We start from the raw sequence: 24,682 nt of genomic DNA, 5'->3' as shown, positions 1-24,682 counted from the left end.
ATATAATTATTTGATTTTTGTTGATATCGCAATAATTAGAGGCAAAAAACAGGGTAATGTATAATCGTTAACTTCTAATAGTTATCAATAGTGGCAAACATTTTATACTTTTTTTAAGGATAGAGAAAATATGGCAATAAGAAATTCTTTATAGATATCAGTTTTGCGATAAAATAATTGATGCTAATTAAATAGTATCGGACTGTTTCATCCTATTCAATTATGAGAAATTAATGAAACCAGTTATTCAATTTTTTTCGACATTTAATTTCAGAATAGTTGAGAAAATTGTAGAATTATTCAATAGTGCTTTGTTGAAATAATTTACACTTTTAGCAACGACAATAGTATAATATTACAACGCTGATGCTCTAACTCTTTATATCTTAAGAAGATAGAGAGATGATAAAAAAACAAAAACTAATGGTATGTTAGTTGCCTTATTAGTAGCACAAATTAAAATAACAGGAGTTCAAAATGCTTACATTTTTAATAGTATTAGTTGCAGTTTTTATCGGGGTTGATTTATTAGTCAGATTTGTAATTGACCCATTAGCTTCAGGTTCATATAAGAAAAATAAAGTTTCAAAACCCTTTGCGTCAAAGTTTGATCCTACACTTAAGCTTGCAAGCGAAACAATGTATGACGGCGGGCAGCCGCACGATGACGAAAAGTCAAAAGAAACTAACAATAGTGAGAATATCACAGAAGATGATAGCTCAACTAAAAATCAATAAAAAATTAAAGTGAATTATAAAAAAAGGAAATACTATGGTAGCGATTTTTGTTTTGACAGCATTTTTATTTTTTGTTTTAGTTGATCTCGTCGTACTAAAATTTCAGGGGAAATATCATCCTGCGTTTGAGCCATCATTCTCCCAATTTGATTTATCAATGTTTGAGAAAAACAGATTTATTATTCCTCAAAATACTTTCGTTTCAAAAGGACATACCTGGCTTAAAGAGGATGAAAACGGATTAGTAAATATTGGAATTGATGAATTCGGAATTAACGCATTGGGCACATTAACAATATTAAACAGTGCCTTTGTAGGAAAAACGATTAAGCGCGGAGACATTTTATTTGAAGGCGCTTATGGAAATAATAAAGTAAAATTTCTATCCCCTGTTAGCGGTACCGTTCAATCAGTTAACTCAGATATTATAAGCAAAAATATTTCTGATCCGTACCAAAACTGGGGAGTTCAGTTACTTTCAAAAGATTTTTCTGAGAATCGGGAAAAGTTTTTCTCAGGAAATGATGCTGTTAATTGGATTAAAAAAGAATACATGAAATTAAAAAGTTTTTTAGACACACATGCACTTAAACCAGAATTAGCTGGCGAAACTATGTTTGATGGAGGTACATTATCTAACGATATGCTCTATTCATTAGTTGATAAAAGTACAAGTGATTTTGAAAAAGAATTTCTCTCATTATAGTTACAGGTAAAGCAAATGTTAAAAGAAAAAGGAATACTATTTGATGTAACGCTTTGTATAGGATGTGGTTCCTGTTATGATGCGTGTAAAGAAGCTAATAATCTTCCGAAAACAAGTGAAGATTTTCTAAAGGATCATCTCTCAGATAATACATTTAATGTAATCGAACAATATGATGATTTATATGCAAGAAAAATGTGTATGCACTGCAACGAACCGGCATGCGAATCAGTTTGCCTCGTCGGTGCAATAACAAAAACAACAACAGGCGCTGTAGTTTATGATGCTGATAAGTGTATCGGCTGCAGATATTGTATGCAGGCTTGCCCTCATAAAATTCCTCGTTACGAATGGGGAACAACAACTCCCCGCATCAGAAAATGTAATATGTGCGCTGAGCGTGTCAGTAACGGGCTTATACCAGCTTGTGCAGAATCCTGTCCTAATGAAGCAACTTTATACGGAGATATGGATCAACTGATTGCAATTGCCAAAAGAAGACTTCAGGAAAATCCTGATAAATACTATCAGCATATATACGGACTTGAAGAAGCAGGCGGAGGTCATGTGCTGGTTCTTTCACCGGTACCATTTGAACAATTAGGCTACATCCCTGAACTACCAAAAGAAGCAATGCCTGAGTTTACAAAAAGAGCAATGGAAAAAATTCCATCTGTAGTTGTCGGCGGCGGCATATTCTTAGGCGGAATGTATTGGCTGACTAAAAGGAAAAATAAAATTGCTAAAGAAGAGAGAAGTAAAAATGAAAATTAAGAATATTAATATAAATGAAATCTTAAGACCTACTTTTTGGAAAATAACTTCGGCTATAATTGTTATAGTTGGTTTATTTTCAACTTATTTTAGGTTTACACAAGGATTAGGCGCAACAACTAATTTGCAGGATACAGTTCCATGGGGTTTATGGATAGGATTTGATTTTATCGGAGTTGGATTAGCTGCTGCCGGTTTTACTATTGCCGCAACTGTTCACATCTTCAACTTACATAAATATGAACCACTAGTAAGACCGGCAATTCTAACTGCCTTTTTAGGTTACTCAGTTGTTGTCTGCTTGTTAATAGTTGATCTCGGAAGGCCGGAACACTTTTATCATCCGCTTTATATGTGGAACATTCACTCTGTAATGTTTGAGATTACCTGGTGCTTAATTTGTTATTCCACTGTACTGTTATTAGAATTTGCCCCGGTTGTACTTGAAAAGTTCAATATAAAAGCGCCAATTAAAATTCTTAAAGCGATTTCAATCCCGGTTGTTATAATTGGTGTTTTATTTTCAACACTTCACCAATCATCCTTTGGTTCTTTATATCTGATAGTTCCCGGGAAATTACATCCATTATGGTATTCATCTTTATTGCCGGTTCATTTTTATGTTTCTTGTATTGCCGCAGGTTTATCGATGATAATTTTTGAATCATTTTTAATCGCCAGAGGTTTGACAAAAGAAGAAGGTTTTCAGAATACCGGTTTAAAAATGAATATTTTATCAGGAGCTGCCTTTGCTGTTTTAATAGCTTTAATAGCGGGCTTATTGTTAAAGATTTATGATTTTATTGATAATGGTAAGTTATATTTATTAACTGTTCCATCAACTGAAACATATCTTTTCTACCTGGAAATATTACTCGGCACTATTGTACCGATTTACCTGCTCAGTTATAAAAAATTAAGAGAAGATAAAAAATGGTTGTACATAATCTCAATATGTGTAATCTCAGGACTTATACTGAACAGAATAAATGTTAGTATAACAGGATTAGCTGCATCTTCAGGGGTAAGTTATTTTCCATCATTTGATGAAATCAGTATTACATTGATGCTCATTGTTCTTGCAATATTCGCTTTCAGAATGGTAGCAAAATACTTTGCTGTTTTTATTGACGAAGAACATGAACATTCAACTAATGAAAAAGACATCGCTAAAACAGAACCAATAACAATAAGTTAATAATATGAATAGTGATATTGAGTTGAAATCAAACAGATATGAGATGCTAAAGTGCATCTGGATGACCTCAGGAGTTATTGATTACAAATTATGTGATAATAATTTTGATTGCGAAAACTGTCCATTTGACAAAGTTATCAGAAATCTTTCTGATGAAAACGAAACAAAGCTGGGCGGAATAGTAAATGCTGTAAATGCAATCTTCAATAAACTACAGAGCATTAAGTATGAAACCAATATCATATATTTAAGAAATAATCTTATTGCTAAGGAGATATGTGCTAATACATTTTATCTTGGTATTAATCCCATTTGGAAAAGTTTTATTGATAGTGTAAACTCAACAATTGTTTGTGAATGCAGGAAAAGCATTTCTATGGATCAGCCGATAATACAATTTAATGGTGATTGGGGAAGTTTTAATATTACTTCCCCAATAAACTTCATAATCTACAATGAGGTTGGTGACCCTGCAGATAACCCGTTAAAATCACAATGGTTTGCTATTATGGGTGCTAATCAATCAGAAGTTCTTAATTCCAGATTAAATCAGGAACAATGGAATATCATCCACTCTAAAGCTATCAGAGCTATAGAAGAAATTAAAACAAAGGTTCCTGCTGTTGGCGAAACAATGATGGATGGCGGGACCCAAATTAAGTTTCTTCATCAACTTATCGGCAGAAAAAAATATTTGAATATTTTAAACTCCTTAAACTTATAAGAATATTTATTATAATTTTCACAATTCTGTTAAGTAATAAATATCTTACACTATCTAATAAACATCTGCATTTCTAATACCATTATTAAACATCAGGTAGATTGTAAATATTTAAAGTATTATCTAACTTTGAGCAACAAGGTTAACAGATTATATGAAACCAAAAGTCTTTAACAAACTAAGTGTTCGACTCATCTTTTCCCTCTCTTCTATTCTGATAATCCTTCTTTCAGTTTACACGTACTTTATTTTAAATAATCTGAATAATTATTTGACCGCTTCAAGATTTCAGACTTCCTACAACATAAGCGAAATAATAAAAAAATCAACTCGCCATGATATGCTGCTAGACCGACCCGAAGAGGTTCATGCAATAATTAATACTCTTCGCACTTTAAGGGGAGTTGAAGAAATTCGCATTTACAACAAACAAGGCATAATTAGTTACTCAACAGATACTTCGGAAATTCTGAAAAAAGTCGATCTGAAAGCAGAGGCTTGTATTGTCTGTCATAACAGCTCTGTGCCGCTGCAAAGTTTGGCAAATAAAGATAAAATCAGAGTATATAAGAATTCAGAAAATAAACGTGTGCTTGGTCTTATCAATCCAATTATGAATGAACCTGACTGCTCAAATGCTGATTGTCATGCTCATCCGGAAAATGTTAATATTCTGGGTGTTCTTGATGTTGGTGTTTCGTTAGATTCACTTGATAAAATCATCGAGGAGAGTAGAACTAAAGTAATTTTTGCTTCAGTGTTTCTGATAATTGTTATTTCACTTTCCACAGGATTTTTTATAACGGTTCTGGTTAATAAACCACTAAAAATAATTAAAGAAGGAATTGAAGCTGTAGGAAACGGAAATTTAGATTATAGAATTCAGATACAGGCTAAAAATGAGCTTGGACAAGTAGCCCGCAGATTTAATGAAATGTCAAAAAATCTTGCTGAAGCATATAAAGAAATTAAAAACTGGTCAGAAACTCTGAATGACAAAGTAAATGAAAAGACAGAAGAACTTAAAAATATTTACAATCAGGTAAATCAAATTGAAAAACTCGCTTCACTTGGAAAACTTTCTGCAACTGTTGCACACGAGCTGAATAATCCGCTTGCAGGAATTTTAACCTACAGCAAACTGATAACAAAAAAATTGCAGTCTTCAGATAACAATTCTGAGAATTCCAAAATTATTGAATATCTGGAATTGATCTCACACGAATCTGCCCGCTGCGGTCAAATTGTGAAAGACTTGCTGATTTTCTCTCATTCTGAACGTGATGAATTTGCAAAAGAAAATCTGTTAAAAATAATTTACCACAGTGTTACAGTAATAAACCATCATCTTGAGATTAATGGTATTACTTTAGTTAGAGATTATCCTGATGAACCAATCGAAGTGTACTGCAATGCAAATAAAATTCAGCAGGCATTAATTTCTCTATTAATAAACTCTATCGAAGCAATGCCTAACGGCGGAAAAATTACAATTAATTTAACTACAGAAAAAAGTAATGTCATTCTTAGGGTAATAGATGAAGGAACAGGAATTGCCGATAATGACCTTCCGCATATTTTTGATCCATTTTATTCAACTAAAACACAATCTTCCGGTACCGGATTAGGTCTTGCTGTTGCTTATGGAATTATTGCCAATCATAGCGGCAAAATTGAAGTTGAAAAAACTTCATCTGAGGGAACAACATTTAAAATTACATTACCACAAAACAAACAACTTTGTTAAGAGAAATATTTATGGCTAAAAGAGAAAAAATACTTGTAGTAGATGATGAAAAAATAGTAAGGGAATCTCTCTTTCACTGGTTTGAAGAAGATAATTATGAGGTTGAAACCGCTGAAGATGGTGAAACTGCCTTACAAAAATTTGAAAAGGGAAAATATGATGTTCTGCTCGTTGATATGAAAATGCCGGGTATGAGTGGACTTGATCTGTTATCAAAAGTTAAAGAGATTGATAAAGATGCACTTGTAATTCTGATAACTGCTTTTGCTTCAGTACCGACTGCGATTACAGCACTTAAAAATGGCGCTTTTGATTATATAACAAAGCCAGTTGATCCCGATGAGCTTGCTCATACTGTCAGAAAAGCACTTGAACAAAGAGCATTGAAAATTGAAAACATTCAGTTAAAAGAAAGTATTGATGAAATAATTAAACCTGATAACCTGATTGGTGAGAGTTATCAGATGCGGAAAGTTTACGAACTTGTTTACAGCGTTGCAATTACTGATACAACTGTTATTATCAGGGGTGAAAGCGGTACAGGAAAAGAATTAATTGCGAAAGCAGTGCATATAAACAGCAGCAGAAAATATTTTCCGATTATTACAGTAAACTGCGGAGCTTTATCAGAGACTCTACTTGAAAGCGAGTTGTTCGGACATGAAAAAGGATCTTTTACAGGCGCTCAGTTCAAAAGAAAAGGTAAATTCGAAATGGCTGACAGAGGAACGATTTTTCTTGACGAAATAGGCTCTATCTCTCCTAAGATGCAGGTTGAACTATTAAGAGTTATTGAAAAAAAGCAATTTAACAGAGTTGGCGGAAATGAATTAATAAAAAGTGATTTCAGAGTAATCACTGCTACAAATGAACCGTTGGAGGAGCTTGTTAAAGCTGGTAAATTCAGAGAAGACCTGTACTATAGACTAAATGTTTTTACAATCGTTATTCCGCCTTTGCGTGAAAGAAGAGATGATATTCCTTTACTTGTTAATTTTTTTATAAAAAAGTTTTCAACAGCTATGAATAAAAAAGTTAAAACCGTTTCTAAAGAAGCACTGGACTTTTTGATGAATTATAATTGGCCCGGAAACGTAAGAGAATTGGAAAATGCAATAGAAAGAGCAATGGTGGTCGGTAAAACTAATTCTATTATGGTTGAAGACCTTCCCTTCCATCTTTCAAGTAATAATTTAGCATTAAACGGTGAGATAAAAAGCCTTGCCTCTATGGAAAAGAGGTTTATTCTGAATACATTAAATGAAAATGGATGGAATATTTCTAAAGCTGCACAGATACTTGAGATTGACAGGGTTACACTTTACAATAAAATTAATAAGTACAACCTCAGCAAAAATGATTATTGATGGATATTTTTCTCGCTCCACTCAGATTTTACAACAACTTGCTTTTGCAAAATCTTATAACAGAATTAACAAAAAGATTCTCAGCAAAAATTCACATTGTTGACCTGAATATTAATCTTGATGATTTTTTTTCTGTTGATCGCAAACAATACTTTTCTACACAAATAATAGCAGAAGCCATAAAGCTTACCGATAATCTTGATGGTAAAATAATCATGTTAACTGATGTTGATATTTTTGTTCCGGTGTTAACATTTATTTTTGGAGAAGCACAGCTAAATGGGAAGCATGCTCTTCTGTCTGTCTGCCGTTTACATGAGGAATTTTATTCCGGAATTTCTAATGATAATCTTTTATTGGAACGAACTATTAAGGAATTTCTTCATGAATTAGGGCATTGTTACGGGCTGCGTCATTGTATTGATTGGGATTGTGTAATGCACTCATCGCCAGGAATCGAAGAAGTAGATATTAAAGGAAGCACTTTTTGCCGTAACTGCATCTCAAAAGTTGAAGGTTACAAACATTAGTTAGTATAATAAATAGATCTAATTACTTAGGCATTTATTATTTGTATCAAAAATCTTCAACACACCTTAATCATAAATTTATTGTATGAATTCTGCCGCACTTGGGACAAGTAATTTTGTCATTATTAAATTGCGGCGGAATTTTAAGTTTCAGACCACAAGTACAACTTATAAACTTATATTCATTAAGTTTCATCATCAGATCACCGACTTCCCTTTTTGTGTTAAGTGCTTCATCAGTTTCACCAATACTGCTTTCTGATGTTCTTGCTGATAAATTTGTCTTGTCAGATAATCCTGAAAGTGGAATCACAGGTGAGCGTGTACCTTTTACTTGACTGAACGCTGCCTGATAATTTGAATAGTTAACTCCCTGATTTATTGCTCTTAAGATTTTGATACGTTCTGTTATAGGGGGATGCGTACTGGTTAAGTTTGCAATCTGCATCCCTGTTTTCTTTAGAGGATTTACTATATACATCGGAGCAGTAACTTTATTGGCTGTTTTAAGATCAAGATGAGATGCAGATATTTTTTCAAGGGCAGCAGCTAAACCTTCAGGATATCTTGTTAATCTTACAGCAGAAGCATCTGCAAGGTATTCTCTCTTACGCGAAATCGCAAAGTAAAGTAATTGAGCCATTATTGGTCCAAGAATAGCGAGAATAACAGCTAACACAAGTATAATGATTTGTCCCTGTCCTCCGCCTTTATTTGAAGACCTTGATTTATACCGTGAACCGCTTCCTCCAAACCAAAGACTGCGTGTAAATATATCAGCCATTAATGTGATTGCACCAAGCATCATGCCTGCAAACGTCATTAACAAAACATCTCTGTTAAGTATATGAGACATTTCATGGGCAACAACACCCTGAAGTTCATCACGGTTTAATTGACCGAGTAAACCTGCAGTAACAGCAATAGCAGAATTTTCTGGTTTTATTCCAGTTGCAAATGCATTTGGTGCAGCATCAGATATTATATAGATCTTTGGTTGATAAGGTAAGTTAGCCGCTATCCTCATCTCTTCTACAACATTGAACAACTGCGGATGAATTTCTTTTGTAACTTCTTTTGCGCCGCTAATACCAAGAATAATTTTACTACCGGCAAAATAACTTATTGTTGAAAGAACAGCCCAAAGAACTATTGCAAAGAATAGACCAATATATCCGCCGGATTCGGGGTTATAAAAACTTCCAAAGATATATCCAATCAGAAGTAATAATAAACCCATTCCAAAAAAGATGAAAACAGATTTTCTTCTGTTAGCTTGTATAAGCTCCCACATACTTGTTAAATGCTTTGATTAATTAAAACTAACTTTTGGAACTTCCTTTTCAGTTTTGTCTTCAACTTCAAAAAATTCCTCTTCTTTAAATGAAAACATTCCGGCAATAATATTGGAAGGAAACATCTGAATCTTATTATTAAAAAAAAGAACCTGATCATTATATGCTTGACGTGCAAAAGAAATTTTATTTTCAGTTGAGGTCAATTCTTCTTGCAATGCCAAAAAATTCTGATTGGCTTTTAAATCAGGATAATTTTCAACCTGCACACGCAGCTGTCCGAGCGCACCGCTTAATAGACCTTCAGCAGCAGCTTTTTCTCCAACAGTATTTGCATCAATTGCCTGACTACGATACTTTGTTATGTTTTCCATAATCTGGCGCTCGTGTGTCATATAGCCTTTTACTGTCTCGATAAGATTAGGAATAAGATCGTGTCTTCTTTTTAATTGAACATCAATCTGCGACCAGGCATTCTTGACTCTGTTACGCAGTCCAACAAGTGAATTATAAATGGAAACAAAATACATTCCTATTAAAAGGATGATAATTATGAAAATAATAAAGTAGAGCATTACTGCCTCCGATTAATTTGAAAAATGTTTTTAACTGTTACAGACTTCTGAAAACTATTCTAATAATCAAAAGACAGAAAACCTTATTCTGTCTGATAAAAGCTGATTATTCCACAATCTCAATATTTTCATTACGAAACCGGCTCTTAATATTATAGCAATATTTCTCATTAGTCTTTACTTCTTACTAACCAAAAATCTCTTTGAATAATTCAATTAATTCAGAATTGCTTTCAAGGTCTGATTCCAATAATGATTTTAACTCACCTTTATCAAACCAATATCCATGATTGTTTTTGCATCTATCTAAAAGAATTCTGGTTTGTCCGAATTCAACTTTTTCCATTTTTTTCATACAAACTGGGCATCTTATTTTATGTTCTGAATTATTTTTGCTTTTTGCAAATAGTTCACTAACAATTGTTAAGTTAGAATTATGATATAGTAAATCAAGCTCACCTGAGTCTAACCAAATCCCTTTACAGTTGGTACAGTAATCAATCTCAACTTTATTGAGCTCCAAAATGATCATATCATATTTACATGCAGGGCATTTCATAACAATATTATTATTTTTTCATACGGAAATTGTAAAGAAATATATTTATTTGAAAGTATAAAGCAGAAATAATTAAATAAATACTTGCAATAAAATTTCTTTTTTACAATCTTAATTTTAGAAATCAGAATCTTCTGATTATAATAATTACTAATCCACTAATGTTAAGGAGTTGTTTATGTTCAAATCTCTTTCTGTTCTTTTGATGTTTTGTGCAATTAACACAGTTATCTTTGCACAAAACTCGCCAACATTGTTTGGTCAAACAAAGTCTATTAATACTATTCCCTCAGACGCTGTTCTTTATGATCAGATGGCTGGAATTGGTACAAATGCCTTTTCATCTCAAAATTTCGAAGCATCTAATGATGCTTTTGATAATCAGGCAGCGGATGATTTTGTGGTACCATCTGGTGAAACCTGGTCGATTACTTCTATGGAAATAGTTGGAACATATTGGAATGGTACTGGTCCGGTAGCTTCTGCAAATGTATGGTTTTATCAAAACAATGCTGGTTTACCTGGCAGTGTAGTTGCTGAATTATTAAATGTGGTTCCTTCTGATGGTGCAGCAACAGGTTCTTTAACAATTACATTCACAACTCCAATTGAGTTAAGCTCCGGTACTTTTTGGGTTTCACTTCAGGGAAACATGGATTTCTCAGTTGGCGGGCAATTCGGCTGGACAGAACATACTCAAGTGGGTAATCCATCTGTTTGGCAGAATCCGGGTGGCGGATTTAGTACATCTTGCTCAAGCTGGAGTCCCAGAGTAGCCACTTGTGGTGTTGGCGATGCTCCATATTATGATATGGCATTTAGACTAAACGGAAATTCAGTGGTTCCGGTTGAATTAACAAGCTTTACTGCAAGTGTAATTGATGGTAATGTAACACTTAGCTGGTCAACTGCTACTGAAACAAATAATAATGGTTTTGAAGTTGAAAGAAGTTTTAATGGCAGTGATTTTGCAAATGTTGCTTTTATTACTGGCAATGGAACATCAACAGCAATCCATAATTATACTTTTGTTGATAAAAATTTAGTCGATGGAAATTATTCCTACAGACTAAAGCAAATTGATTTCGATGGTAAGTTTGAGTATTCAAAAATTATAAATGTTGAAGTTACTGCTCCTGTAGAGTTTAATCTTGCTCAGAACTTTCCTAATCCATTCAACCCATCAACAAAAATTACTTTTGGGTTAGCTATAGATTCGAAAGTAAAACTTAGTGTTTATAATTTATTAGGCGAGCAGGTTGCAGAGTTACTAAATAGTAATTTTACTGCCGGCACACATACTGTATCTTTTGATGCTTCAAATTTAAATAGCGGTGTTTACTTCTATAGATTGGATGCAAACGGAATTGATGGACAGAATTTCAATTCAATTAAGAAAATGATACTTGCAAAATAGAAGATAAGTTAATTGAAAATATAAAGCCCCGAAAAATTCGGGGCTTTTTTTTGAGCATAAGTATAAAGCTAATTAACAATCCTTCCGGCTTTTAATTCTGCACTAACCCTGTTTAGTTTATAGATTTTATCAATAGCTTCCATCATCCCTGATGAATGAACCGAAACTGACCGGTTTTGTTCTGTTGTATAAATAAAATTACTCGACAGACTTTCAATATTTCCGTCAAAAGCTAAACCTACAATCTCTGCTTTTTGATTAATAACAGGGCTGCCCGAGTTACCGCCAACGATGTCATTTGTTGATACAAAGTTCAATGGAGTTGAAAGATCAAACTCTGTTGGTGGAGCCAACCATCTGTCTGGTAAATTCCAAGGGAATTTTCCTTCTTGTCCATAAAACCGATCATATAAGCCATAATATGTTGTAAAAGGCTGTGCAGTTGTTCCATTGTATGGATATCCTTTTACTACTCCATCTGCAATTCTCAAAGTAAATGTTGCATCAGGTGGAATAGAAGTACCATAAACAGCAAATGCTGCTTCTCCTAATTTCTGAGAATAGGAAGATTCAATCTCACTAAGCTCTTTACTTTTTGAAGAATACTCATCGGCTTTTTCTTTTGTATTGCGTAATAAATAAATAAATGGATCATCTGAATCTAAAACTTCATCAGCACCTTTAGCTAATAAGGCTTTTATATCATCAAGTTTTGTTATTTTGGAATGCGACAGAATATATTGTACTGCTTCTTGTCCTTTTTTCCCGCCTGTAAATTTTTTAACAACAGGATCATCACTGCCAAAAGCTTCTTCTAATGCTTCAATTTTTTTTGCAAGAAGAGCATTGTTCATATTATAATCAAAATCTGCAGGTATCAAAGATTCCAAAGTATTATTTAATTCATCGCCAACATACAGTTCATCTCTTTCTGCTTCGGGCTTTTTCAATTCATTTGCAATTTCAATTATCTGATCAGCAATAAAGAAGTACTGTGGAGTTGTAAATCTGTTGTTCATTGATAATGCAAAGTTTTTAATTGAAATGTCCGTAAGCTGTTTTCGGATATCTGAAATTTTATCCCACAAATCACTGTATTTTTGTTTTAATTCTGGATCAGCATTAACTGCATTTTTAAAATTCTTTTCAAAATCCCTTTTCTTTTGCATTAATTCAGGATCTCTTAATCCTTTTAATGTTCCATTAATAACTTTTATTGAATTTTCAAAACCAAAAATCCTGTCTTCAAGTTCAGCTTTACGGCTTGGATCTTTTTTCAGCATATCTTTATACATATTAGATAAGGTTGACAGCAAACTAAGTGTTCTGGGATATTGAATATCTCTTGCATATTCTAACTGTGCAACAGTATTCAGTCTATTTGTACTACCAGGATTTCCAACTACAAAAACCGGCTCATCAACCGCAGGACCGTTTTCACTCCATTTAAAATAATTTTCAGTTTTAAGCGGCTTTCCAGTTTCATCATAAACCCTGAAGAATGAACAATCTAAATTAAACCTTGGATATGTAAAATTATCGGGGTCGCCTCCAAAAAATCCAAGCTGATCTTCAGCAGCTAAAACCAATCTGACATCTGTATATCTCTTATATCCATAAAGTGAATATCTTCCGCCGTTATATAAGGGTGTTACAGAAACAGTAAGACCTGTTGCTGCAGCTTCTCTCTGTTCTATCTTATCAATAATTTCATTTTCAATCTTAGATCGTTCTTCATTAGTTTTACCTTCATTCATCGCATCTATTACTTCGTCGGTTACATCTTTAAATAAAACGAGCTGATCAACATATAAACCAGGCACAGGTCTTTCATCCTGAAGAGTTTCTGCAATAAAACCATTTGCGTGCAGATCTTCACCTTCTCTATTTACCTGAGTAATACTTTGTCTGGCACAATGATGATTTGTCATTACCAAACCATCGGCAGAAACAAAAGAAGCTGAGCAATAATTTGCAAATCTTAATGCAGACATTCTGACATGATTAAACCAGGTTTCATCGGGTTTGAAATTATATTCTTGGTTAAAGTAATCCAGCGGTGGATATTCAAAAGTCCACATCCTTCCAGTATCAAATCTGCCGGCTTTAACTGTATCAAGATTCATCCAGTTTGCATTCTGAGCAAATGATGATACCTGTAAAATCATACTTAAGAGAACAACAAAAATTGCTAACTTTTCAGTAAGCATTCCGAAACGAATTTTCATAGCTACATCCTATTATTTTTATAGATTATTAACTAAAAAGCGATTCAAAGATTAAATAAAAAATCCTTTTATGCTCCAAACAAATTATGAATGGTTACATAAAAGGATAGGCTGTAAATAAGATTTTGATTTAATATCAAAATCTATATAAAAAAGACCTTTACTAAATGTATGAATCCGGCAAATAAAGCGGTTCAATCTCCCATTCATCTTCAATTGTTCCAATGCAATGAGAACATTTAGGAACTGAAAAAACAACCTTCTCTTCGTTGGGTGCAGCTCTTACAAAATTTAATATTGTTCTACAGCTTGAACATTGAACAATGTGCGAAGTATGAACTTTTCGGCTGCAATCAGGACAGATAAATCCAAGATCGCCCGGCTTTTCATCAGGATGAACCAGAAAAATTGAATTGCATCTTGTATTATTACATTTAGCGAAGTGCCACTTAATAGTATCAGAAGTTTCGATAACTATCTCCATAAAATTTGTTGGGTGAATCTAATCAGTGATTTTCAAAAAGTCCAATGAAAAATAAATACCTTAAAAAATACTTTAGTGCAGTATAAGCTATTTTCTTAAATTGCAAAACAAATATCAGGTTTTCTTTTCACAAAAGCACCTGATATTTTAAGTATTATTTCTTCATTATTTATGGGATCTGAAATGGAAAAATTAAATGGCTTTAAAGCATACGATATTAGAGGTAAAGTTCCTTCGGAGCTAAATCCTGATCTTGCATATAAAATCGGAAGAGCTTTTGCAAAATATATAAGTGCAAAAAAAATTGTTGTTGGATATGATGTACGGCATTCTTCTTTGGATTTATGCAATGCACTTGTTGATGGTTTAACTGATGCAGGTTCAGATATAGTCAATATAGGATTATGTGGAACTGAGATGATTTATTTTTCAACTCCGTTTTTAAATGCTGACGGCGGAATTATGATAACTGCAAGTCATAATCCACCCGAATATAACGGAATGAAATTCGTGAAAAAGGATTCTGTTCCGGTTGGATATGATTCCGGCTTAAATGTAATTGAGCAAATGATACTAAAGAATGATCTTGGAGAAAAATCCGCTACTAAAGGTAAGATTGAAGAGCTTGATGTAATGAATGCTTTTATCAATAATCTTTCAAAGTTTTACGATCCTAAAAAAATAAAGCCATTTAAAGTAGTTGTTAATGCTGGTAATGGATGCGCCGGGTTAGCATTGGATGCAATTGAACCACGATTACCAATAAAAATGATAAAACTATTTAATGATCCTGATTCTCACTTTCCGAATGGAGTTCCTAATCCACTTTTGGTCGAAAACAGAAAACCAACTATTGATTCAGTATTAAAAAATAATGCTGATCTTGGGGTTGCATGGGATGGTGATTATGACCGTTGTTTCTTCTTTGATGAAAAAGGAAATTTCATCGAAGGATATTATATAGTTGGTTTACTTGCAAAATCTATCTTAAAAAAATTTCCCGGTGAAAAAATTGTACATGATCCAAGACTTGTTTGGAATACGATTGATGTGGTTGAAAATAGTAAAGGTATTCCTGTTCAATCCAAAAGTGGTCATGCATTTATTAAACAAAAGATGCGTGAAGTTAACTCGATCTACGGAGGTGAAATGTCTGCTCACCATTATTTTAGAGATAACTCATATTCAGACAGCGGAATGGTTCCTTTTCTTCTGATAATGCAATTGATGTCTGAAGAAGATAAATCTCTAAGTGATCTGGTAGAAGAAATGATTGCAAATTATCCCTGTTCAGGAGAAATCAATTCAACTATATCCGATCCTGCCGGCAAAATTAAACAGATAGAGAAGTTATATACCGGTGGTAAAGTAGATAAAACTGATGGAATAAGTATTGAATATGATAATTGGCGATTCAATCTCCGAATGTCTAACACTGAACCAATAATCAGGCTGAATGTTGAATCTAAAGGAGATGTTTTGTTAATGGAAGAAAAGACAAATGAATTATTAGATATAATCCGGAAATAATAATTTAGTCCTTCCAGTTTTAGCTGGAAGGACTCATAATCCAAATCTATATTTTAACCTCTATCTTAAAAGGTATTTTAAGTTTTTCCCACTCTAATTTTATCACTGCAGTTTTATCAGATGTTTTTGTTATTGTGTAAGCAAGCCACTCCTCCCAATCACCTTTTTGCGGTTTGACTTTTATTCTAAGTGCATCCTCAGATTCATTATATTCAAAAGCACCCCATTGATCAGCGACCTTATTAAAGATCAGTGTCCATTCATTTTTTCCGGGAATCGCAAAAAAACTATATGAACCTTTTTTCAGATTTTTTCCTTCAACAATAATATCTGTAGAGAAAATTATTTTTGTTGCTTCATTAGCCCCAGCACGCCAAACAGCATTATAAGGAACGAGTTTTCCCCAGATAGTTCTTCCTTTAACTCCCGGACGACTATAAATAATCTTAACATCAGTAAAGCCTATCGTTTGCATCAATTCAGCTTTAGGACTAATCCTTACTTCCTCTTTTTTATCCTGTGCATTTAATCTGTTTGAAATAATAAAAGAAAATAATATTAGCAAGGGTATAAAGCTCATTGTTATTTTCATATTAATACCTTTCGTTTTATTAGGTCATTTAATTTTTTTGTAATACATCAACCACTCTGTCAATCTCATCAAATTTATTATAAAAATGCGGCGAAAATCTTATCATACCTTCTCTTAAAGAACAAATAATTTTATTTTGTTCAAGTTTCTTAATAACTAAATCCGGATCTTGAATTTTTACTGTAACTATTCCGGCTAATTCACTTTCTTTACTATTTAAAAGTAAGCCATTAATTCCAATTGAAGCAAGCTTACCAAGAAAATATTTTGAATTTTCTAAAACTCTTTTTTCTACTTCAATAAAACCAAAATCGTTAAATAACTTTAAGGAAGTATTAAGAGCATAAACTCCAAGTGCATTAATAGTTCCGCCCTGAAAAACATCAGCAGTTGTTTTAAGATCAATCTGATAATCCAAAAGATTCCAGGCATTATTTACAGATAACCATCCTACATTTGAAGGAGTTATTCTTTTTTGCAGTTTCTCATTCAAATAAATAAATGCAAGCCCCTGAAATCCGAGCAGCCATTTTTGAGTACCGCAGGAAAGGAAGTCAATATTGCATTTTGCAGCATCTAAGCTAACCGCACCTAAAGCCTGAATAGCATCTACAGAAAATATTATATCTTTGTCTCTGCAGTGTGCTCCTATTTTTTCTAAATCTATTCTGTAACCCGAAAGAAATTGAACATAGCTAACCGAGATAAGCCTGGTATCAGGTTTAATAGCATCAATTATCATTTCTGCAGTAACTTTTCCATTATCTGATTTTACAAAATCTACTTCAACCCCAATTCGCTTTAGATTTAAGAAGGGATAAACATTTGCTGGAAATTCAATATCGTTTAATAGTATTCTATCTCCCTTTTTCCACTGTATGCTTTGAGCTAAAAAATTAAATCCGTTGGAAGTATTATCTGTAAATGCTATTCTTTCCGGAACAGTATTTAACATTGAAGCGATAATAGATTTAGTTTCAGCTGCAACTACCTTAAAAGAATCAAAGTCATCAATATGCTTTTCACTTTTTTCTTTTAAGACTTTATTGATTGCATTAACAAGTAAAGTTGAAAACGGACCAGTTGCTGCATGATTAAAATAAATTATTTCATTATTTATATAAGGAAATAACGTCCTAATGTTGTCAAGATTCATCTTTGAAATTCGATTTTAGTTTATTTAGTTTACAATATAAAAATAATAATGAATTATTTCTCTTCTAAAATCAGCAGGCAAAATATGGCTTCACATAAATCAATCGGACATAAAGAACTAAAACCTGAAGAATTACGCTGGAAGTGTGATCCTGAAATATTTAAGTTTGAATCAACAGAGGATATTGACCCCATTGAGGGAATACTTGGTCAGGAACGTGCGTTAAAAGCAATTCGTATGGGTATCGATTTAAGAAGTCCGGGGTACAATATTTATATTGCCGGTCTATCAGGCTCAGGAAGAGCTACTACGATTAAGCAAATGCTGGAAAAAATAAGCAGTGATTGCCCAAAGCTTTATGATTACGCTTATATTAATAACTTTACTGATCCGGATCAGCCGTTACTTTTAATTTTCCCTAAAGGTCAGGCTAAAGAATTTAAGCAAGATCTTAACTCAGCTATTGAAGTATTAAAACAACGAATTCCCATAGCACTTGAAAGCGAACTATATCTTTCAAGAAGAAAAATTATTATTGATGAGTATAATTTAAAAGAAGAAGAATTGCTAAATGCCTTTGATGCTGAGCTTAGAGAAAAAGGTTTTTCGTTAGGTCAAATAAGGGTTGGTGATCAGATAAGACCAGATATTGTTCCACTAGTTGAAGGGCAGCCAGTACCGGTTTTTCAGCTTGATGAGCTTATTAAACAGAATAAAATTTCTAAAGAGAATGCTCAAAAAATCATAAACGAATATGGAGAACATCAGCAAAAACTTCAGATTATTTTCAAAAAAGGATTAAAGATCAGTCAGGAGTTTCAGGAAAAACTTCAGCAATTAGAAAAGGAAAGTGCTGAGGTAATTGTTCTGGGAATTATCGAGGGATTAAAAGAAAAATATAATTCTAATTCAATTGTAGAACATTTAAATACGATTCAGAAAAATATTCTTGATAATCTCCAAATCTTTAAGGGGATTAAACCACAGGGTGATGTTACTCAGGAAGGTTTAATGATTGATTATTTTCGGGATTATGATCTCAATATTATTCTTGATAACTCACAAACAAATGAGTGTCCGATAATAGTTGAAACTAATCCGACATTTTCAAATCTTTTCGGAAATATTGAACGTGTTAATGATGGCAAAGGTAATTGGTACAGCGATTTTACAAACATAAAAGCAGGTTCTATACTTAAAGCTAACGGCGGATATCTTGTATTAAATGTAATGCACTTATTTGAAGAACCGGGCGTATGGAAAACTTTAAAAAGAATTCTTACTTATAATAAACTTGAAATTCGTGAGTCGCCCTATCTTTTATCTATGGCATCAACCTCCTTAAAACCAGAGCCGATTGATATATACACAAAGGTAATTCTGATCGGTAATCAATTTGTTTATGCTTATTTGTCTGATTATGAATATGATTTCAAAAAGATGTTCAAAGTAAAAGCCGATTTTGATTATGAGATCAACCGGAAAAATAATGTCCTTAACGAATACGCTAAAGTGATTAAAAAATTAATCAAGCAAGAAAAACTTAAAGAGTTTGATAAATCAGCAATTGCACATTTGATGGAAATTAGTGCAATAATAGCCGGCAACCAAAATAAACTAACTTTGCGCTTTTCTAAGATTGCTGATATTGCACGTGAAGCAAGTTTTTGGGCAGCAGATGATGGTTTTAATATTGTGTCGTCTGCGCATGTAGAAAAAGCTTATCAGCTTACACGTGAACGACACGGAATGCTTGAAGATAAAGTGACTGAAATGTTTGAAAACAAAACTCTTCTTATAGATACGGAAGGTGAAAGAATCGGACAGATTAATGGATTGGCTGTTTACAATGCTGATTTTTATTCCTTCGGCAGACCAACACGAATTACAGCTACTGTTTCACTGGGTAGCGGAAGCATTATTAATGTTGAGCGTGAAGCTGGAATGAGCGGCAGACATTATAATAAAGGTGTCTTAATAATTTCAGGATATTTCAAAGAAACATTTGGGCAGGATCAACCCCTGTCATTTAATGCTAATCTTGTATTTGAGCAATCTTACGGTATGGTTGATGGAGATAGTGCATCCTGTACAGAAATATTTGCATTACTGTCAACTCTATCAGGTTTGCCTATCAAACAATCAATTGCTGTAACAGGTTCGCTTAATCAAAAAGGTGATGTTCAACCAATCGGCGGAGTAAATGAGAAGATCGAAGGATTTTATGATATTTGTAAACTTAATAGATTAACAGGTGATCAGGGTGTTATAATTCCCGTTCAAAATATCAATGATCTGATGCTTCGTGAAGATATTATCGATGCAGTTAGAAAGAATATTTTTCATATATATCCAATCTCAAGAGTTGAAGAAGGAATTGAAATCTTAACCGGTGTTAAAGCTGGAAAGAAATCAGACGATGGATATAAAGAGGGAACAGTTTTTTATCTGGTTGAAAAAAAGATTAAAACATTATATGAAAAGTCGCGTGCAGTAAAATCAAACAATAATGAAAAAGAAATAAAACGAAAAACACCGAAATCAACAAAAAGCAAAAAGAAAAAACCGGTAATAAAGCACAGGAGAAGTATCAAATAATGTTAAATGATCAGGATTTAATTGCAAAAACAAAAATTCTTGTAACATTAGGACCAGCTACTAATACTGTTGAAATGATAAGCGAACTCATTCGTTCAGGGATTGACGGTGTAAGATTAAATTTATCTCATTGCACTTATGATTTTTTGGAAAATATTTTCGGCTCAATACACTCAGCTTGTTCTTTGGAAAAATCACCGCTTGCTGTTTTAATTGATCTTCAAGGACCTAAAATCCGTATTGGCGAGCTTGAGAAAACAAGCATAGAGCTGCAAAATGGAAACTCAATTGAAATTACTATTGACGATGTTATCGGTAATGAAAAAATAATATCAACATCATATAAAGAGTTGGTTAATGATGCAGAAGTCGGAAATGAAATCTTTATAAATGATGGATTGATAAAACTTGTCATAAAATCAAAGACTAAACAATCTGTATTATGCGAAGTTGTAAACGGTGGCACTCTGACATCGCATAAAGGGATGAATCTGCCGGGAATGAAATTATCTACTCCATCAATAACCAAAAAAGATTATGAGAATCTTGAATACGTCATCAAACACAGGGTTGATTACATTGCTCTTTCATTTGTAAGAAGTGCCGATGATGTTTTGGAACTAAAAGATTGGCTGGCAAAAAAAGAAAAGAAGATTCCGGTAATTGCAAAGATAGAAAAGAAAGAAGCAGTTGATAATCTATATGAAATAATTACGGCTGCTGATGGAATTATGATTGCCCGGGGCGATCTTGGGGTTGAGCTTCCGCCACAGCAGATTCCGGTTTTACAAAAGTCAATTATCAAACAATGCAATGCTTTTGGTAAGTTAGTAATTACTGCTACTCAAATGCTGGAATCAATGATCAATTCACCCATACCAACTCGTGCAGAAGCATCAGATGTTGCAAATGCAGTTTGGGATGGGACTGATGTTGTTATGTTAAGCGGTGAAACTTCAGTTGGAAAATTTCCGGTTAAAGCAGTTCAGATAATGAACGATATTGTTATTCAAGCTGAACAACATGCTGAGGATAAAATTTCAGAATATTTTATTTCTCCTGATAATCTTAAAGAAAAACTTTTTGATTCAGTGGGCAAAGCTGTTGTTGATATTAGCCGGCAAATTAATGCTCAGGCAATAGTAGTTTTTACATTTGAAGGAAGGACCGCAAAAATCATTTCAAAGTATAAACCTGATGCAAAAATTATTGCAATATCAAACAGCTTTAACACTATGAATAATCTTTGCCTTAGATGGGGTGTTACATCAATATACTGTGAACAAATTAATAAAGAACAAATTGAAATAGATGATGCAAAAGAATTAATCCTTGAATCAAATTTAGCTAAGAAAGGTGACCTGATTATTTTTACCGCAGGTGCGCCTTATTCAGAAAAAAGCAGAGCTAACTGGTTAAGATTTGAAGTATTATAAAATGAAAAATCAGAATCTTATGGAAGCAAGATGGTGGGAAGAAAGTAAAAACAACAAGTTGTTGTGTACACTTTGTCCGCGGTATTGTGAGATAGGTCCCGGTCAGGCAGGTTTTTGCTACATCAGACAAAATATAAATGGAAAACTTTATTCAGTTGGTTACGGCAGACCAACAGGTTTTGCAATTGACCCAATAGAAAAAAAACCGTTAAATCATTTTTATCCTGGAACAAAAATTTTAAGTTTTGGTACTGCTGGATGTAATCTCGGCTGTAAGTTTTGCCAAAATTGGACAACAAGTAAGGCAAAGCTTGATGATTCAAATTCAATAATTGCTTCACCCGAAGATGTAGTTTTGCTTGCGAAAAAATACGGAACTCCATCCATAGCATATACCTATAATGATCCTACAATATTTGGTGAATTTGTAATTGATGTTGCTAATATTGCCAGGCAAGAAAATATTAAATCGGTTATGGTTACTGCCGGCTACATTGATAAAGAAGCAAGGAAAGATATTTATAAAAATATTGATGCAGCCAATGTTGACTTAAAGGCATTCACTGAAGAATTTTATTTCAAAAATACTTATTCACATATTGATTATGTGCTTGATACTCTTAAATGGATTAAAAACGATACAGATGTCTGGCTTGAAATAACAACACTTTTAATTCCCGGCGAAAATGATTCAGATGATGAAATCAAAAAAGAGTGCGACTGGATATTAAATAATCTTGGTGATGAGGTTCCAATACATTTTACTGCATTTCATCCGGATTTTAAAATGATGGGGAAAATACCAACTCCACATACAACTTTAACAAAAGCAAAAAGTATTGCTATATCAGCGGGAATAAGATATGTTTATCTGGGTAATGTTCACGATTCCATTAATCAATCTACATATTGCAAAAATTGTAATTCCCTTTTAATAAAAAGAAACTGGCATCAGGTTAATTTGGTAAATCTGAAAGGCAACAAATGTAAAATATGCGGAGACAAATTATCTGGTGTATTTTAATAACTAAACAGGACTTAAAATGAAAAATCTTGAGAGAAAAATTGTCTTTATAACCGGAGCATCATCTGGTATTGGTAAATCTTGTGCTGTAGAGTTTGCTAAACTTAAAGCTAATTTAATTCTTACTGCCCGCAGAGAAGAAAGATTAAAAGATCTTGCTAATGAACTTGAACAAAAGTATAACATAAAAGCACTTTGCAGTAAAATAGATGTGAGGAATTATGAAGATGTTGAAAATATGTATAATAAACTTTCAGATGACTGGAAAAAAATTGATATTCTTATTAATAATGCCGGCTTAGCTAGGGGATTGGATAAATTTTATACCGGTAAACTTACTGATTGGAACGAGATGATTGATACAAATATCAAGGGGTTACTAAATGTATCAAGAATTATTGTTCCTCAAATGGTGGAAAGACAAACTGGGCACATAATAAACATTGGATCTACAGCTGGACATGAAGTATATACTTTCGGAAATGTTTATTCGGCTACAAAATTTGCTGTTAAAGCATTATCACAATCTTTCAGGTTAGATGTATTAGATAAAGGTATTAAAGTAAGCAGTATAGATCCGGGAATGGTTTATACTGAATTCAGTAAAGTTAGATTTAATGGTGATACCGAAAAGGCTGATAATGTTTATAAAGGCATCACTCCGCTTTCACCTGATGATGTAGCAGAAGCTGTATTGTTTTGTGCAACAAGGTCTGATAATGTAAATATTAATGAAATAATTCTAACACCTGTGCAACAGGCATCTTCATCGCAGGTATATAGAAGAAATTAGATAAAAAACTATCTGAATAAACTAACATCACCGGCGCCTTCTCTTATAATCTCTGGTTCGTCGCCGCTTAAATCAATAACACTTGATGGTTCAAATCCGGTATTTTCAGAGGCAAGCATTAAATCTACTCTTGCGTAAAAAATATTCTTAATTTCAAATGGATCAAATAATGGATCGCCAAGCCTTGTTGTTGCACTTGTACTGATAATCGGATTACCTAATTCTCTAACTATCTGAAGCGTAACATTGTGTTTAGGTACCCTTATGCCTACTGTTTTTCGCTTACTCAAGAATTTTTTTGGGATTACTTTTGCAGCAGGCAGAATAAATGTATAAGGTCCTGGTAAAAGATGTTTCATTGTTCTGTAAGAGTAATCTGAAACTTTTGCATATTTTGAAATATCTTTAAGATCAGAACAGATAAAGCTGAACAACTTTGAATCTGTTTCTCCCTTAATTGATAAGATTTGTTCAATTCCATCATGATTAAATAAATCACATCCTAACCCGTAATAGGTATCTGTAGGAAAAATTATAATTCCTCCTCTTTTCAGAACCTCTACTGATTTATTAATATATCTAACCTGAGGATTTTTGGGGTGTAGTTCAAAATATTCCATAGTTCAATTAAACTTTAAGAGTTGTTACAATAAGACTTATTCAAAATTAAAATGTATAGTTTCCTTCTTATCTGGTCTGAAGATTTACAAAATGATCAGCGATTTCGATTAACGTAGTAACGACAAATTTAATTTTTTATAAGTCTGATAATTCACTGCTAAAATAGGCTTCTGTAAATTAAAATCAAGAAGAAAATCAGGATTTTTCAATAATCTGATGAGGATCAATGCAAAATTGTACATTAAAATTTTAGTTTTTAAGTATGATTTTTATATATTTACGGCTCTAAAATAGAAAGAATAATTAAGGAGTTTAGGAAATGGCTAGAAGATGCCAAGTAACAGGTGTAGGTCCGGCTACAGGAAATCAAATATCACACGCACATAATAAAACTAAAACAAGATTTTTACCTAATCTGCAGAAAAAACGCATTTGGGTGCAGGAATTGAATAGATATGTAACAATAAAATTATCTGCTAATGCAATAAAAACTATCAATAAAAAGGGCACTGCTCATATTGCAAAAATGATATCCGAGAAGAAAGTTAAGGCAAGATAGTTCTGTTTTTATTTTAAAAACAAAATGGGAA

The 24,682-nt window shown here is 33.1% G+C and carries 23 protein-coding genes; 15 read left to right on the top strand and 8 right to left on the bottom strand.

What is annotated here, in order from left to right:
• Positions 1–477 precede the first annotated feature (477 nt).
• The 8 genes from ROY99_06820 to ROY99_06785 all read left to right on the top strand — a co-directional run bounded on the left by ROY99_06820 (position 478) and on the right by ROY99_06785 (position 7,784).
• Complete coding sequence (locus ROY99_06820; GenBank protein ID MDT3696091.1) at positions 478–738, top strand: hypothetical protein; 261 nt, start codon at positions 478–480, stop codon at positions 736–738.
• 34 nt (positions 739–772) lie between these two features.
• Positions 773–1,444: a hypothetical protein gene (locus ROY99_06815; GenBank protein MDT3696090.1), complete on the top strand. Its 672-nt coding sequence runs from the start codon at positions 773–775 to the stop codon at positions 1,442–1,444.
• A 15-nt stretch (positions 1,445–1,459) separates the two neighbouring features.
• Positions 1,460–2,218 (top strand): 4Fe-4S dicluster domain-containing protein, encoded by a 759-nt coding sequence (locus ROY99_06810; protein ID MDT3696089.1) that lies wholly within the window; start codon positions 1,460–1,462, stop codon positions 2,216–2,218.
• Complete coding sequence (gene hybB / locus ROY99_06805; GenBank protein MDT3696088.1) at positions 2,208–3,416, top strand: Ni/Fe-hydrogenase cytochrome b subunit; 1,209 nt, start codon at positions 2,208–2,210, stop codon at positions 3,414–3,416. The genes ROY99_06810 and hybB overlap by 11 nt, the downstream gene beginning before the upstream one ends.
• 4 nt (positions 3,417–3,420) lie before the next feature.
• Positions 3,421–4,140: a hypothetical protein gene (locus ROY99_06800; protein MDT3696087.1), complete on the top strand. Its 720-nt coding sequence runs from the start codon at positions 3,421–3,423 to the stop codon at positions 4,138–4,140.
• Positions 4,141–4,411: 271 nt separating this feature from the next.
• Positions 4,412–5,887, top strand: coding sequence for a HAMP domain-containing sensor histidine kinase (locus ROY99_06795; GenBank protein ID MDT3696086.1), 1,476 nt, complete (start codon positions 4,412–4,414; stop codon positions 5,885–5,887).
• Between the two features lie 11 nt (positions 5,888–5,898).
• Positions 5,899–7,254 carry a sigma-54 dependent transcriptional regulator gene (locus ROY99_06790; GenBank protein MDT3696085.1) on the top strand — a complete coding sequence of 452 codons (1,356 nt, stop codon included), beginning with the start codon at positions 5,899–5,901 and terminating at the stop codon, positions 7,252–7,254.
• Positions 7,254–7,784 carry an archaemetzincin family Zn-dependent metalloprotease gene (locus tag ROY99_06785; GenBank protein ID MDT3696084.1) on the top strand — a complete coding sequence of 177 codons (531 nt, stop codon included), beginning with the start codon at positions 7,254–7,256 and terminating at the stop codon, positions 7,782–7,784. The genes ROY99_06790 and ROY99_06785 overlap by 1 nt, the downstream gene beginning before the upstream one ends.
• A gap of 70 nt (positions 7,785–7,854) precedes the next feature.
• Here the strand turns inward: ROY99_06785 and ROY99_06780 are convergent, their stop codons facing one another.
• From ROY99_06780 to ROY99_06770, 3 genes are all read right to left on the bottom strand, one after another.
• Entirely contained in the window at positions 7,855–9,078 is a 1,224-nt protein-coding gene (locus ROY99_06780; GenBank protein ID MDT3696083.1) for a M48 family metallopeptidase, read from the bottom strand.
• An 18-nt stretch (positions 9,079–9,096) separates the two neighbouring features.
• The gene (locus tag ROY99_06775; GenBank protein ID MDT3696082.1) at positions 9,097–9,654 is read right to left on the bottom strand and encodes a LemA family protein; all 558 of its coding nucleotides are present in this window, start codon (positions 9,652–9,654) and stop codon (positions 9,097–9,099) included.
• 187 nt (positions 9,655–9,841) lie between these two features.
• A complete protein-coding gene (locus ROY99_06770) occupies positions 9,842–10,213 on the bottom strand; it encodes a zf-TFIIB domain-containing protein (protein MDT3696081.1) in 372 nt (123 codons plus the stop codon).
• Positions 10,214–10,391: 178 nt separating this feature from the next.
• Here ROY99_06770 and ROY99_06765 point away from each other — a divergent pair, with 178 nt between their 5' ends.
• Positions 10,392–11,630 carry a T9SS type A sorting domain-containing protein gene (locus tag ROY99_06765; GenBank protein ID MDT3696080.1) on the top strand — a complete coding sequence of 413 codons (1,239 nt, stop codon included), beginning with the start codon at positions 10,392–10,394 and terminating at the stop codon, positions 11,628–11,630.
• Between the two features lie 68 nt (positions 11,631–11,698).
• Here the strand turns inward: ROY99_06765 and ROY99_06760 are convergent, their stop codons facing one another.
• On the bottom strand, positions 11,699–13,858 hold the full coding sequence (locus tag ROY99_06760) for a S46 family peptidase (protein ID MDT3696079.1): 2,160 nt from the start codon (positions 13,856–13,858) through the stop codon (positions 11,699–11,701).
• A 163-nt stretch (positions 13,859–14,021) separates the two neighbouring features.
• Complete coding sequence (locus ROY99_06755; protein ID MDT3696078.1) at positions 14,022–14,342, bottom strand: hypothetical protein; 321 nt, start codon at positions 14,340–14,342, stop codon at positions 14,022–14,024.
• A 183-nt stretch (positions 14,343–14,525) separates the two neighbouring features.
• Here ROY99_06755 and ROY99_06750 point away from each other — a divergent pair, with 183 nt between their 5' ends.
• On the top strand, positions 14,526–15,872 hold the full coding sequence (locus ROY99_06750; protein ID MDT3696077.1) for a phosphomannomutase: 1,347 nt from the start codon (positions 14,526–14,528) through the stop codon (positions 15,870–15,872).
• Positions 15,873–15,918: 46 nt separating this feature from the next.
• Here ROY99_06750 and ROY99_06745 read toward each other — a convergent pair whose 3' ends face one another.
• Both ROY99_06745 and ROY99_06740 read right to left on the bottom strand, forming a co-directional pair.
• Positions 15,919–16,464 (bottom strand): DUF2911 domain-containing protein, encoded by a 546-nt coding sequence (locus tag ROY99_06745; GenBank protein MDT3696076.1) that lies wholly within the window; start codon positions 16,462–16,464, stop codon positions 15,919–15,921.
• A gap of 28 nt (positions 16,465–16,492) precedes the next feature.
• Positions 16,493–17,620, bottom strand: coding sequence for an aminotransferase class V-fold PLP-dependent enzyme (locus tag ROY99_06740; GenBank protein MDT3696075.1), 1,128 nt, complete (start codon positions 17,618–17,620; stop codon positions 16,493–16,495).
• Between the two features lie 84 nt (positions 17,621–17,704).
• Between ROY99_06740 and ROY99_06735 the strand changes: the two genes are divergently transcribed.
• Genes ROY99_06735 through ROY99_06720 form a run of 4 tightly spaced genes read left to right on the top strand, consistent with a single transcriptional unit; the run spans position 17,705 to position 23,471 of the window.
• Positions 17,705–20,218: an ATP-binding protein gene (locus tag ROY99_06735; protein ID MDT3696074.1), complete on the top strand. Its 2,514-nt coding sequence runs from the start codon at positions 17,705–17,707 to the stop codon at positions 20,216–20,218.
• Entirely contained in the window at positions 20,218–21,654 is a 1,437-nt protein-coding gene (pyk, locus tag ROY99_06730) for a pyruvate kinase (protein ID MDT3696073.1), read from the top strand. Before ROY99_06735 ends, pyk begins: the two co-directional genes overlap by 1 nt.
• A gap of 1 nt (position 21,655) precedes the next feature.
• A complete protein-coding gene (amrS, locus tag ROY99_06725) occupies positions 21,656–22,678 on the top strand; it encodes an AmmeMemoRadiSam system radical SAM enzyme (GenBank protein MDT3696072.1) in 1,023 nt (340 codons plus the stop codon).
• Between the two features lie 19 nt (positions 22,679–22,697).
• Positions 22,698–23,471, top strand: coding sequence for an SDR family NAD(P)-dependent oxidoreductase (locus tag ROY99_06720; GenBank protein MDT3696071.1), 774 nt, complete (start codon positions 22,698–22,700; stop codon positions 23,469–23,471).
• Positions 23,472–23,479: 8 nt separating this feature from the next.
• On the opposite strand, the gene ROY99_06715 is transcribed toward ROY99_06720, so the two are convergent.
• The gene (locus ROY99_06715; protein ID MDT3696070.1) at positions 23,480–24,091 is read right to left on the bottom strand and encodes an L-threonylcarbamoyladenylate synthase; all 612 of its coding nucleotides are present in this window, start codon (positions 24,089–24,091) and stop codon (positions 23,480–23,482) included.
• A 320-nt stretch (positions 24,092–24,411) separates the two neighbouring features.
• Between ROY99_06715 and rpmB the strand changes: the two genes are divergently transcribed.
• On the top strand, positions 24,412–24,651 hold the full coding sequence (gene rpmB, locus ROY99_06710; GenBank protein ID MDT3696069.1) for a 50S ribosomal protein L28: 240 nt from the start codon (positions 24,412–24,414) through the stop codon (positions 24,649–24,651).
• Positions 24,652–24,682 lie beyond the last annotated feature (31 nt).

The sequence above is a fragment of the Ignavibacterium sp. genome (assembly GCA_032027145.1).
In the GTDB taxonomy this organism is placed as follows: domain Bacteria; phylum Bacteroidota; class Ignavibacteria; order Ignavibacteriales; family Ignavibacteriaceae; genus IGN3.
Note: the sequence above shows the minus strand (reverse complement) of the source record. Positions and strands in the feature narration are given on the sequence as shown.